The organism is Streptomyces sp. NPDC057950, from assembly GCF_042887295.1.
Classification (GTDB): domain Bacteria; phylum Actinomycetota; class Actinomycetes; order Streptomycetales; family Streptomycetaceae; genus Streptomyces; species Streptomyces kaempferi.
In genome coordinates this window covers 105,456-117,784 of the sequence record NZ_JBHVPP010000016.1, presented here as the reverse complement: position 1 = coordinate 117,784, position 12,329 = coordinate 105,456, and the positions used below count along the sequence as shown (strand labels likewise).

At 70.7% G+C, this 12,329-nt stretch carries 12 protein-coding genes; 3 read left to right on the top strand and 9 right to left on the bottom strand.

All coding sequences use genetic code 11. From position 1 onward, the window contains the following. Positions 1 to 48 precede the first annotated feature (48 nt). Positions 49 to 1,020, bottom strand: a complete 972-nt coding sequence (locus ACFVTC_RS25755) for an alpha/beta hydrolase (RefSeq protein WP_390130726.1) — start codon at positions 1,018 to 1,020, stop codon at positions 49 to 51. A gap of 135 nt (positions 1,021 to 1,155) precedes the next feature. Next, the gene (locus ACFVTC_RS25750) at positions 1,156 to 1,473 is read right to left on the bottom strand and encodes a putative quinol monooxygenase (RefSeq protein WP_390130724.1); all 318 of its coding nucleotides are present in this window, start codon (positions 1,471 to 1,473) and stop codon (positions 1,156 to 1,158) included. A 192-nt stretch (positions 1,474 to 1,665) separates the two neighbouring features. Here ACFVTC_RS25750 and ACFVTC_RS25745 point away from each other — a divergent pair, with 192 nt between their 5' ends. Then, a complete protein-coding gene (locus tag ACFVTC_RS25745) occupies positions 1,666 to 2,571 on the top strand; it encodes an AraC family transcriptional regulator N-terminal domain-containing protein (protein WP_390130723.1) in 906 nt (301 codons plus the stop codon). Positions 2,572 to 2,675: 104 nt separating this feature from the next. On the opposite strand, the gene ACFVTC_RS25740 is transcribed toward ACFVTC_RS25745, so the two are convergent. Beyond that, positions 2,676 to 3,272, bottom strand: a complete 597-nt coding sequence (locus ACFVTC_RS25740; RefSeq protein ID WP_390130721.1) for a TetR/AcrR family transcriptional regulator — start codon at positions 3,270 to 3,272, stop codon at positions 2,676 to 2,678. Positions 3,273 to 3,469: 197 nt separating this feature from the next. Here ACFVTC_RS25740 and ACFVTC_RS25735 point away from each other — a divergent pair, with 197 nt between their 5' ends. Beyond that, entirely contained in the window at positions 3,470 to 4,369 is a 900-nt protein-coding gene (locus ACFVTC_RS25735) for an NAD(P)-dependent oxidoreductase (RefSeq protein WP_390130898.1), read from the top strand. An 88-nt stretch (positions 4,370 to 4,457) separates the two neighbouring features. On the opposite strand, the gene ACFVTC_RS25730 is transcribed toward ACFVTC_RS25735, so the two are convergent. The 6 genes from ACFVTC_RS25730 to ACFVTC_RS25705 all read right to left on the bottom strand — a co-directional run bounded on the left by ACFVTC_RS25730 (position 4,458) and on the right by ACFVTC_RS25705 (position 10,196). After that, on the bottom strand, positions 4,458 to 5,672 hold the full coding sequence (locus tag ACFVTC_RS25730) for a cytochrome P450 (RefSeq protein WP_390130897.1): 1,215 nt from the start codon (positions 5,670 to 5,672) through the stop codon (positions 4,458 to 4,460). Between the two features lie 26 nt (positions 5,673 to 5,698). Continuing rightward, complete coding sequence (locus ACFVTC_RS25725; RefSeq protein ID WP_390130719.1) at positions 5,699 to 6,478, bottom strand: ferredoxin; 780 nt, start codon at positions 6,476 to 6,478, stop codon at positions 5,699 to 5,701. A gap of 62 nt (positions 6,479 to 6,540) precedes the next feature. Continuing rightward, entirely contained in the window at positions 6,541 to 7,536 is a 996-nt protein-coding gene (locus ACFVTC_RS25720) for a 3-oxoacyl-ACP synthase III family protein (protein WP_390130717.1), read from the bottom strand. A gap of 41 nt (positions 7,537 to 7,577) precedes the next feature. Beyond that, positions 7,578 to 8,810, bottom strand: a complete 1,233-nt coding sequence (locus ACFVTC_RS25715; protein WP_390130715.1) for a beta-ketoacyl-[acyl-carrier-protein] synthase family protein — start codon at positions 8,808 to 8,810, stop codon at positions 7,578 to 7,580. Beyond that, complete coding sequence (locus ACFVTC_RS25710; RefSeq protein WP_390130713.1) at positions 8,807 to 9,055, bottom strand: acyl carrier protein; 249 nt, start codon at positions 9,053 to 9,055, stop codon at positions 8,807 to 8,809. The genes ACFVTC_RS25715 and ACFVTC_RS25710 overlap by 4 nt, the downstream gene beginning before the upstream one ends. 88 nt (positions 9,056 to 9,143) lie before the next feature. Continuing rightward, complete coding sequence (locus tag ACFVTC_RS25705) at positions 9,144 to 10,196, bottom strand: beta-ketoacyl-ACP synthase III (RefSeq protein WP_390130711.1); 1,053 nt, start codon at positions 10,194 to 10,196, stop codon at positions 9,144 to 9,146. 742 nt (positions 10,197 to 10,938) lie between these two features. Between ACFVTC_RS25705 and ACFVTC_RS25700 the strand changes: the two genes are divergently transcribed. Beyond that, positions 10,939 to 12,321, top strand: a complete 1,383-nt coding sequence (locus ACFVTC_RS25700) for a lectin (RefSeq protein WP_390130709.1) — start codon at positions 10,939 to 10,941, stop codon at positions 12,319 to 12,321. Positions 12,322 to 12,329 lie beyond the last annotated feature (8 nt).

The following is a 12,329-nucleotide window of genomic DNA, read 5'->3' as shown; positions in this document are numbered from 1 at the left end:
GGCCCCTTGATCGTCCCGTGCTCCGATCATCCGATGGCCGTCGGGGCACTACGAGGCTCTTTCCGCCGGCGACAGCACTCGAGCCAGCCAGTCGTTGCGTGTCCGGCGGGCATCGGCCGAGATGCGGGCCCGCGGGTACAGCGCGTCGAATCCGTGGAATCCTCCCGCCCAGATGTGCAGTTCCGCCTGGCCGCCGGCCGCCCAGATCCGGGTGGCGTAGGCGACGCCCTCGTCCCGGAACACCTCGGCCGAGCCGGCGTCGATGTACGTGGTCGGCAACCCGGAGAGGTCTTCGGCCACCGCGGGTGAGACATGGCCGGGCACCTCGTCGTCGCGGAGGCCCCCCAGAACCGAGCGCCAGCCGAACTCGTTCATCTCACGGGTCCAGACACCGGGGCCGCCGGAGTACTGCCGACTCGACGTGGTGACGTTGCGATGGTCGAGCATGGGACAGACGAGCATCTGTGCCGCGATCGGCGGTGCACCCCGGTCGCGTGCCATCAGCGTGACTCCCGCGGCGAGGCCGCCGCCGGCACTGACTCCCGCCACGACGACACGGGCGGGATCGATGCCCAGCTCGTCGGCGTGCTCCACGACCCAGAGGAGACTCCGGTAGCAGTCGTCGACCGGTGTCGTGCCACCTGCTTCCGGCGCCAGCCGGTAGTCCACGGAGATGATCACGGCACCGAACAGGTCGAGCCACTCCAGCGGTATGTCGATCTGGGAGAAGCGGTCTCCCATGACCATTCCGCCGCCGTGCATCCACAGGACGCACGGCGCCCCGGTGACGTGGGTGGCACCGGACGGCCTGAGGACCGACAGGGGAATCCGCGCACCGCCCTCACCGGGCACGGTGACCTCGCGCCGGTCGATCTGGCGGCCTTCGAGGAGGGATTCGACCGGTGCCGACGGCAACCGGCGCAGCTGGGCGAGCACTTCGGGGTCGAGCCGCGTCATGAGCGGCATGTCGGCGAGCAGAACGCGCAGTTCGGGGTCCATGTCGGGTCGTACGGTCGTCACGGGGTCACCTTTCGTCGGGCTGTGCCGGAGTGATGTTCAGGACCAACGGGCAGGGGCGGCGGTCCGGGCGGGTGAGGGGTGGGGCGGGTGAGGGGTGGGGTGGGTGAGGGCCGGGCGGGACCGAGCGGCGGGTTCTCAGAAGGTGGCCTTGCCGCGTACCGGTACGTAGTCCGTGTACTCGGGCTCCTTGGCCAGCATCCCGTCGATCCGCTTCACGATCGCCTGCGCGGCGTCGCCCGCGAAGATCCGGTGGTGGTCCTCCTCGCTGGTCCAGCCCTCGGTGACGTGCACGACGTCGGGGTGGGACGCCGATCGGCAGACGAGATAGACGACGCAGTACTCGCTCGCGCCGGGATTGCCGGCGCTCAGACCGGTGAGCAGGAGGTCCGTCAGCCGCGCACCCGTTCCGGGCTTCGCGGTCAGGGTGGCGTTGAATCCGTAGCGGGCGGTCATGACTGCCTTCTTCCGTGGACGAGGGTTGGACGTCTGTTGTCCCGAAGTGGAGCGTTTCCGCCCTCATCCGGGATTCCAGTGACTCCATTGAATCTGCCTGACCTGCATAAACGGTAGAACGATGCTGCCAACCGCTTGCACGATCCTCTCGTTTACGGGAGCGATGAGCGCGGCGTGTGCTGCAATGGGGGCATGTACCTCGAAGAGCTCCGCACCCTGCTGGACCGGCATGTGCGGCCCGACTGGACCACGGCCATCGACGGCGTGCTCATCTCGAAGGTGGAGCGCTCCGACCCACCGGCACCCTCCATGTCCGGCACGGTGCTGGCGGTCATCGCCCAGGGCGCCAAACGTCTCGCACTGGGCGACCGGATGTTCGAGTACCGGGCTGGGCAGTACCTCGTCGCGTCGGTGGACCTGCCCGTGACCGGCCAGTTCGTCGGAGCCTCCATCGAGCGCCCGGCACTGGGATTCGGCCTGACGCTGGAACCGTCGGCCGTCGCCGAACTGCTGTTGCAGGCGGGATCCGCGGACTCTCCCCGCACCGGCGGGGGTGCGCTGCCGGGCATCGCCGTCAGCGACGCCTCGGACCAGCTGCTCGACGCGGTGGTCCGGCTGCTGCGCCTGCTCGACGAGCCGCGCGACCGGACGGTGCTCGCTCCGATGGTCAAGCGCGAGATCCTGTGGCGGCTGATCACCGGTGAGCAGGGCGGCATCGTGCGCCAGCTCGGACTCGCCGACAGCAGCCTCAGCCACGTCGCGCGGGCCGTGCGCTGGATCCGCGAACACTATGCGCAGCCGTTCCGGGTCGAGGACGTGGCGCAGCTGTCGGGCATGAGCGTCTCCGCCTTCTACCGCAACTTCCAGGCGGTGACCGCGATGAGCCCCATCCGCTTCCAGAAGCAGATCCGGCTGCAGGAGGCCCGGCTGCTGCTCGCCGTCCATCCCCATGACGTCACCGGGGTCGGCCATCGCGTCGGGTATGACAGCCCGTCACAGTTCAGCCGGGAATACCGCCGCCAGTTCGGGGCGCCTCCCAGCCAGGACGCCGCCCGCCTGCGTCACACCGCGGGGACCACCGCGGGTGTTCTTCCCTGACCGCCACCGCGGCCCCGTCCTGTCACGACGCGTCACGAAGCATCACGTCCCGCCCCGGCCACTCCCCCAACACTCCCTTGTGGCGCCCCAAGTGAAGACGGCGGTCACTCCGCCCTGCCGGCCGCGGCATCGAGAAGAGGGCCGAGTTCCTGGCACACGGTCGTCAGAGCGCGGAGGTCATGTTCGGCTCTGGCCATGAGGATCGCCCCCTCCAGGGCGCTGATCATGAGCGTGGCGAGTGCGTCGGCGCGCCCTTCGGGCACCCCCATGTCCGCCAGCGCCCGGGACACCGCGCCGGTCCAGGTGGTGAAGGCAGCGGACGCGGCCTCCCGTGTGGAGGCGGTGGGCTCCGCGCAGTCCACCGTGGCCGCGGCCACCGGGCAGCCTCCCGCGAAACCGGCCGTCCGGTACTCCTCGGTCCACTGGCGGACCATCTCGGCGAAGAGGCCACTGGGCGTGGGCTCGGGCAGCGCGGCGAGAAAGCGGGCGACACGGTTGCCCGCGTACCGACCCGCCCAACCGACCGCCTCGTTGACGAGCTGTTCCTTGCCACCGGGGAAATAGTGCTGGAGCGAACCGCGCGGCGCCCCGGCGTGCGCGGCGACCTCCCGCATCCCCGCGGCGGCGACCCCCTGGCGCCGGATGAGCTGGGCCGCGCTGAAGACCATCCGCTCCCGTGGCCCCCGTTCGGACACCGCCATCCCTGACCTCCACCACCGTTCCGTGAACTCTCCGGATCCACCCTATGACCGCCGCCATAGAACGACTACTATGACCGCTGTCATAATCACGAAGGGCGGCGGCCCCGTGTTCTCGGTGTCCCCGGTGTCGTCGGTGTCCTCGGTGTCCCCGGTGTGTCCCCGGTGTCCTCGGCGTGGAGCGGAAGCGGTGGCGCATGGTGTACGTGGGTTTCGTCGGCCTCGGGGTCATGGGACAGCCCATGGCCCTCAACCTCGCCCGTGCGGGCACCCCCCTCGTCGTCTGGAACCGCAGCCCGGCGAGATGCGACCCCCTGCGCTCCGCCGGAGTCGAGGTCGCCTCGAACCCGGGTGAGGTGTTCGACAGGGCGGACTCCGTCATTCTCATGCTGGCCGACGAGACCGCCGTCGACACCGTCCTCGGGCGAGGCACCCCGGACTTCGCCGCCCGCGTCGCCGGACACACCGTCGTCCACATGGGCACGGTCTCTCCGGAGTACTCCGTCGGCCTGCGGGACGACATCGGGTCCGCGGGCGGAAGGTACGTCGAGGCGCCGGTCTCCGGATCCCGAGTCCCGGCGGAGCGTGGGCAGTTGGTGGCGATGCTGGCCGGCGACACCGAAGCCTTGAGGGCCGTGCGCCCGCTGCTCGCTCCCCTGTGCCGTGAGGAGTTCGACTGCGGTCCCGTCCCCGGCGCGTTGCTGATGAAGTTCTCGGTGAACCTGTTCCTGATCACGCTCGTCACCGGTCTGACAGAGGCTTTCCACTTCGCCGACGGGCACGGGCTGGACCAACGCCTGCTCCAGAACGTCCTGGACGCGGGCCCGATGGCCAGCGCCGTGTCCCGCGTGAAGGCGCCCAAACTGCTCGCGCGCGACTTCACCGTCCAGGCGGCGACCACGGACGTCCTCAAGAACAACCGCCTGATCGCGGAGGCCGCCCGAAAGGCCGGCCTCGCCTCCCCGCTCCTCGACGTCTGCCACGCGCTCTTCGACGAGACGGTGGTCCAGGGCCACGGCGGTGAGGACATGGTGGCCGTACTGCACGCACTGGAGGCGCGGACCGGCAGCGCGCGCCGCCACGGGGCACCGGACGACTGACGCGGACGGGATGCCGCGCCCCGGGCGATGCGCGCGGCACGAACCAGCCGCCGGGCAGCACTCCTTGCCCGGCGCGTTCCGCTCACGGCTACCAGGTCACCGGCAGGGCGCGAAGGCCGTACACGATGGCGTCCTGGTGGTAGACGAGCTGGTCCGGCGGTGTCGCCAGGCGCAGACCGGGCAGGCGGCGCAGCAAGGTGGCGAGGATGATCTGAAGCTCGACCCTGGCCAGGGTCTGGCCCAGGCACTGGTGGATTCCGTGACCGAAGGCCACATGGCGCCGCGCGTCCCGCGTGACGTCCAAGTCGGAGGGACAGGTGCCGCCCTCCGTCTCGAAGAGCGACGGGTCTCGGTTTGCGGTGGACAGCATGCAGATCACGCCGTCGCCCGCCGGGATGGTGACCCCGCCGACCTCGACGGAGCGCGTCGCCGCGCGGCCCAGGCCGAGATGGATGATGGTGAGGTGGCGCAGGAGCTCCTCGACGGCTCCGCGGACGAGTTGCGGATCGTCGCGCAGGAGTGCCGTCTGCGCGGGGTCGCGCAGCAGCGCGAGCACGCTGATGGCCGCCATGTTCGCGGTGCTCTCGTGTCCGGTGACCAGCAGCAGGAACCCGAGTGACGCCGTCTCCTGAGGAGTCAGGTCGTCGCGTGCCACCAGTCGGCTGAGAATGTCGTCCGCCGGGTGACGACGCTTGTGTTCGGCCAACTCGGCCAGATAGTCCATGAGTCGGGCATGCGTCCGGGCGGCCCGCTGGGGGGTCGTGCGGTTGTCGAGCAGGGTGCGGCTGAGCGACTGGAACAGATCGTGGTCCTCGTAGGGCACTCCCAGCATCAGGCAGATGGCCAGCGACGGGATCGGAAGGGCGAAGTCGGCCACGAGGTCGGCCGAGGTGCGTCCGTCCGTCATGTGGTCCACGGCCCTGTCGACGATGTCCTGGATTCCGGGGCGGAGTTCCTCGACGCGCTTGACCAGGAAGTCCTTGGTGACCATGCGTCGCAGACGAGCGTGTTCGGGGTCGTCCATGCGGATGAAGCTGGGCCTCGCGGTCGCCAGTTCGCGCTGACCCGCGGAGAGGAACGGGAAGCCGGGGGTGCGCGCGTCGGCACTGAAGCGGGGGTCGGCCAGCACGGCGCGTACCTCCTCGTAGCCGGTGACGAGCCAGCACGCCGTGCCGTCCGGCAGTACGGCTCGGGTGACGGCGGCGTCCTGCGCGGCGGCCGTGTACGCGGGGGGTGGATCGAACGGACAAGTGCCGTAGGAGCCGGGGAGGTTCAGCAAGGGAGCGGGCGCGGTGACGGTCATGAGCCGGGTCGTCTCCTGGTGGGGGGTCACGTGGCGTCCATGAGGGTGATGGCACGGCTGGGGCACCGGTCCGCGGCAAGGCGCACATCGTCGGCGTACTTCTGACCGGGCTCCGGTACGAGGAGGGTGACGCGCCCGTCCGTGTCGCTCCGCTCGAACACCTCGGGCGCGGATCCGGCGCACCGTCCGGCGCCGCGGCAGCGTTCCCTGTCCAGGCGCACGGTGAGGTGCGGGCCTCCCGTCCCGGCGTCGTCGCAGGGGGTGCGCAGGACGCCGAGGGTGGTGGACATGGCCGCGGTCTGGCCGGCGAGGACCAGCAGTTCGATCAGTTGCTCCGGGTCCAGTTCGCGGGCAAGGCGCTGCCACAGGCCGTCGGGCAGCGTGGAGTTGGCGGCGAGCAGGTCGCAGGTCTCCAGAAGTGCGCGCTCCTCGTCCGTCCATGGGTGGGCGTCCGGGGCCGCAGCCGTGGCTCGGATCTCCTCCGCCGTCAGCCCGGCCTCGGTCGCCGGCGTGCGGTGGCGCTCGTGGACGAAGGTCCCGCGGAGCCGGTGGGCGGTGCGCAGGACGATCAGCTCGCGCCGGCGGTCACCGAGCGTTCCTTCATGGGTGAGCACACGGGCGAGGGACAGCCAGGCGTGGGCCAGGACGGGGTGGTGGGCGAGGGTACCGAAGAGGTTGACCCGCCCGGCACCGTCCTTGTGGGAGTCGGCCAGGAGGGACCGGAGCGACGCGGGCCACTCGGACGGCGGGAGCGGGGGAATACGGGGAGGGCCGGCCACCCGGACGGATGCGGGTGATGAGGTCATGAGGGTGCCTTTCGGATGCGTACGGAGTCGGACGGGGGGGTGTTCCCGGGGGCGACAGCGGCTCACCACCTGCAGACGACGACTCCCGCGCTGGCCCCGCTCGCGAAGCCGAACATGCCCACCAGGTCCCCGCGTCGCAGTCGCCCGTTCCCCAGGGCGGTGGCCAGCTGGAGCGGGATGGTGTTGGTCGCCACGTTGCCGTGGGCCGGGAAGGTGGCCAGGATGCGGGCCGGGTCCACGCCCACCCAGCCACAGACGACCCGGGTGAACGGCACCGACGGCTGGTGCACACAGACGAGGTCCAGGTCGTCGCTCTCGACGCCGATCTCCTTCAGCGCTCCGCGCACCTTGTCGGGCAGTCCCTCGAAGGAGTCCACCAACTGCTGTGAGTCGATGCGCAGATGGCCGAGCCTGCGGTGCTGCGCGTAGGGGTTGGGCAGCGTCGCCGCGCGCCAGCCCCAGGAGTTGGCGAAGAAGCGCGAACCGACGATGCCGGGCCGGCCGCTCGCTTCCACCAGCAGGGCGGAGCCCATGTCGCCGGTGCTGAGGCTGGGCAGCGCGCTCAGGATGTCCGCCGGGTCGTCGACCTCCCAGCGGCTTTCGCGGGTGCTGACCTCCGCGGTGGTCACCAGCACCCTGCGGTACCGGCCGCCCCGGATGAACGCGTCGGCGACCTCCAGGGCGTTGAGGACGCCGTTGCAGGCGTTCTTGAGGTCGAGCACGGGACACCCGAGGCCCAGCTTGTCGGCGACGACATGGGCCGTGGCGGGCTCCTCCATGTCGGCGAGGATGCCCGCGTAGAGGAGCAGGTCGACATCGGCCGGATCGGTGCCGGTGTCCGCGAGCAGGCGCCGCGCCGCGTGGACCGCCAGGTCGGAGGGCTGGTCGTGGTCGGGGGCCACGGTGCGCTCGGCCAGCCCGTACATGCGCTGGAGCACTCCGCGGGACAGCGTGACGGCGGGACTGCCCTCGCGGAAGCGGTCCTCGACCGCGGCCACGCTCTGCCGTCCCTCGGGGATGTGCACGGTCGCGTGAACGATACTGCTGTGAACGGTCATGGGTTCAGTCCTCGGTTCGGTCCTCGCTGAAGGGCGGCACGTCAGTCCTCGGTGAGGAGCAGCACGACGTTGTGCCCGCCGAACCCGAAGGACTGGCTCACGGCGGCGCGGACGCGCTGGGTGCGCGGCCGGTCCGTCACGCAGTCCAGGTCGAAGGGGAGGTTGTCGGCCGTGAGGTTGGCGATCGGCGGCACGGTGGACCGGTGGATGGTCAGGGCCGTGAGCGCCGCCTCGATCGCGCCGGCGGCGCCGAGGCTGTGTCCGAGCACTCCCTTGGGCGCGGTCACGCTGGGCCGGTGGGGAAGCACCCGACCGATCAGTTCGGCCTCGGTCAGGTCGTTGAGGGGCGTGGAGGTGCCGTGCGCGTTGACATGATCGACGTCGGCCGCGCGCAGGTCCGCTTCGGCGAGCGCCGCCCGCAGCGCCACCTCGGCGTGAACTCCGCCGGGGGCCGGGGCGGTTGGATGGTGGGCGTCGGAGGAGAGGCCGACTCCCGCGAGCCGTGCGTAGGCGCGCCGGCCGCGGGCCCGTGCGTCCGCCTCCCGTTCCAGTACGAGTACGGCGGCGCCCTCGGCGATCACGAAGCCGTCCCGGTCCGCCGCGAAGGGCCGCGACGCCGCTCCGGGGTCGCCGGTACGGGCCGAGAGCGCGCCCATCCGCTGGAAGCCGGAGGTGATCACGGGGGTGACGGCCGCCTCCGCGCCACCCGCGACCGCGACGTCGCACAGGCCGGCCAGGAGCAGCTGGCGCGCCGTGGCCACTGCGCTGGCGCCGGACGCGCACGCCGTCTCCGTGGCCAGGGAGGGCCCATGGGCGCCGAGGTCCAGCAGCACCTCTCCGGCTGCCATGTTCGGGATCAGCATGGGTACCAGCGCGGGGGAGACCAGCTCGGGGCCGCCTTGGTGGTGGCGGAGGGTCTGCTCCTCCAGGTGCGCCGCTCCGGCGAGCCCGGAACCGATCACGACGGCGACGCGGGTACCGTCCCATCGGGTGGGGTCGAGGCCGGCGTCGGCGACCGCCTCGCGCGCGGCGAGCACGGCGAGCCGGCTGAAGTGGCCCATGCGCCAGGCCTTGCCGCCGCCGATGCGGGCCTGATCCGGAGTCATGGCCGGGATGCGGCAGGAGAAGTCGGCGGGGCAGTCCTTGAGTTCGGGGTCCGTCGCGGCGGCGGAACGACCGCGCAGGATCCCCTCCCAGGTCGTCTCCCGGCCGACACCGGCCGGAGTGATCAACCCCAGGCCGGTGATCGAGACCACGGGCTGACGTGACGTCACGAGACGCCCTGCTGGGGTCGCTTGGCGTTCAGCGCGGCGACGAGCCCACCGACGGTGCTGTGCTTGGCCGCCTCGTCCTCCTCCACGGGGACGCCCAGTCGCTCCTGGAGCGCCAGGGCGAGTTCGGCGAGTGCGAGCGAGTCGAGGTCGAGGCTCTCAAGGGTGGCCTCGGGGCGGATGCTCTCGGGGCTGACCTCGAACTTCTCGGTCAGTACGGTGGTGACGGCGGTCTGGACGGGGGACATGGACGGTCCTTTCGACACAACTGACGGTGACGACACGGAAGGTGACGAGGGGGGAAGGTGGGCAGGGGGCCTCGGGGAAGACCGAGGGTCAGACGGCCGGAGCGGCGGGGACCGCCACCGGCGTGATGACGCCGTCGAGTTGGGGCACGGCCGGGAGCTCCGGCCACAGCAGCGCGGCCGATCCCCAGGTCAGTCCGGCTCCGAAGGCGGTCAGCAGTACGCGCTGCCCGCCGCGCAGTTCACCCCGGGCCGCGGCGTCGGCCAGGGCCAGCGGAATGGAGGCGGCGCCCGTGTTCCCCACCCGCTCGATGTTGGTGACGTGCCGGTGAGCCGGTACGGGGATGCGGGCTCCGACGGCGGAAAGGATCCGGGCGTTGGCCTGATGGGCGCAGAACCGGTCCACGTCCGCGGCCGACCAGCCCGCGTGCTTGAGCACGGTCCGCGCGGACTGTGCCATCCGGGTGACCGCGTGCTGGAACACCTCGCGTCCGCGCATACGGAAGTAGCGGTCCTCCGGCCGGTAGTCGTCGGGGCGGGCACGCTCCAGCGCTCCGCCGCCGGGCACCTGGATCAGGGTGTCCTCCGAGCCGTCGCTGCCGAGGTCGAACGCGACGACGCTGCCCGGCTCGCCCTTGCCGCCCCCGCGTAGTACGGCCGCCGCCGCACCGTCCGCGAACACGATTCCGGCGGAACGGTCCTGCGGATCGATCAGGGTCGAGTACACCTCGGCGGCCACCAGGAGGACCCGGTCGGCACACCCGGACGCCAGGACACCGGAGGCCGTGGCGAGACCGTAGACGAATCCGCTGCACGCGGCGGATACGTCCCACGCGGCCGCCCCGCCCAGCCCGAGCCGGGTGGCCAGCCAGGGTGCCGTGGCCGGCATGGGCCGGTCGGGAGTGGACGTAGCGACGATGACGGCGTCGACCGGCGGAAGGCCCGCGACGGACAACGCCTTGCGAGCGGCCTCCAGGGCGAGATGGCCCGTGGCGACACCGGGCGCGACCCGACGTCGCTCACCGATGCCACTGCGTCTGCGCACCCAGGCGTCGTCGACACACCAGGCGACGGGCAGCTCGGCGTTGGCCACCGTACGCGGCGGAACGAATCCGGCGATGCCCTCGAGGACGGCCGTCGTCACCGGGCGGCCTCGGTGGGCGGGACCGGCAGCGGGATCGCCAAAGAAGCTTCGGTGCAAGGAAATTGGTGAGTCACACACGCCTCGGTGGGGAGTGATCTTGAACGAGCGGCATGACTGTAGATCGGATCAAGATCACCTCGCCACGCGACGAGATTCGAACGAAAGAACCAATGATGCCGATCGACCGGAAAAGGCCAGCTCAGCAACGGGAGCGCAGAATCGTTACGTTCATTGGGCCAGTCGTGCGCCACCCGAAAGACGGCAAAAGAGGACGACCGTTCGAGAAAACACCGCACACGTGAACAGCGCGCAAGCGCTCCCACCGCACCCTGTCGGATCCGATCGGTGATGCCGCCCGGCCCCCACCTGCGAGCTCCCGCCTCCCGCCACCGGCAGGCAGGGTCGGCCCACTCCGTCCGCGATCGCGGCGTCCCGAACGAAGCTCCGGGAGATGCGGCCGACGATTCCAGGCTCGAACGCATAGGCGATCAATGGGCGTTCAGAATCGCGACCGCACCGGGTATCGCGCGGCCGGATCCTCGACTCCCCGGCAGCGGGCCCCGCCCCGTTCAACTCCTTGCGCTCCGCGCCCAATTCACAGACTCCTTTGCTTCATCTCTTGACGACTTTGGTTCAGACCTTTAGGTTCCCGATCACCACGGCTCCATGAATGCACCCATCGTTCAGGAACGTGAACACTCCCCCACCATCAGCCTCACCTGAAGGGCTGTGATCCCCCCTGATGACCAGCCAACGCCGCACGCGCTCAACCGTGTTGCGCGCCGCGCTCACCACCTCACTGCTCGCGCTCCCGGCCGGTGCCCTGACCGCGACACCCGCCTCCGCGGCCACCGGAACGATCACGGGTCTCGCGGGCAAGTGCCTCGACGTGGCCGGGGCGAACTCCGCGAACGGAACGGCCGTACAGCTCTACGACTGCAACGGGACCGCCGCCCAGCAGTGGACGGTCGGCTCCGACGGAACGCTACGGGCCCTCGGCAAGTGCCTCGACATCACCGGCAACTCGACCGCGGACGGGGCCAGGCTCCAGCTGTGGGACTGCTCCGGCGGCGCGAACCAGAGGTGGACGGTCTCCGCGGCCCGTGACATCGTCAATCCGCAGGCCGACAAGTGCGCCGACGTCACGGGCAACACCTCGGCGAACGGTGCCCCGATACAGATCTGGACCTGTACGGGCGGCGCCAACCAGAAGTGGACCACGCCCGCCGCGGGCGGCGGCGGCACGAATCCCACCGCGCCGATGGCCGTCGCCCCGTACCTCTACAACGGCTGGGGCAGCCCGCCGAACCCCACCACCGTCATGAACGCCACCGGCGTCAAGTGGTTCACGCTGGCCTTCGTGCTCAGCAACGGCTACTGCAACCCGCAGTGGGACGGCGGCCGCGCCCTGACCGGTGGCGTCGACCAGCAGACGGTCAACACCGTACGCGCGGGCGGCGGTGACATCATCCCGTCGTTCGGCGGCTACAGCGGCAACAAGCTGGAGAGTTCCTGCTCCAGTGCCGGGGAACTGGCGGGGGCGTACCAGAAGGTCATCAACGCGTACGGACTCAAGGCCATCGACATCGACATCGAGGCCGACGCCTACAGCAACACGACGGTCCAACAGCGCACCGTGGACGCGCTCAAGACCGTCAAGGCCAACAACCCGGGCATCAAGGTGTACGTCACCATCGGAACCGGGCAGAACGGCCCCGACACGGGACTCATCAACCGGGCCGCGTCGTCCGGCCTGACCGTGGACAGCTGGACGATCATGCCGTTCGACTTCGGCGGCGCCGGCCAGAACATGGGCACGCTCACCCAGCGGGCCGCCGAGGGCCTCAAGACGGCACTCAAGAACGCCTACGGCTACAGCGACGACCAGGCGTACCGGGACATGGGCATCTCCTCCATGAACGGGATCACCGACCAGAACGAGACGGTCACCGTCGCCGACTTCCAGACCATCCTCGGCTACGCCCAGCAGCACCACCTGGCGCGGCTGACCTTCTGGTCGGTCAACCGCGACCGCCCCTGCACGAGCGGCGTCGCCGACAGCTGCTCCGGGGTGGGCCAGCAGGACTGGGACTACACGCGCGTCCTCGCGAAGTACACCGGCTGACCTTCCCC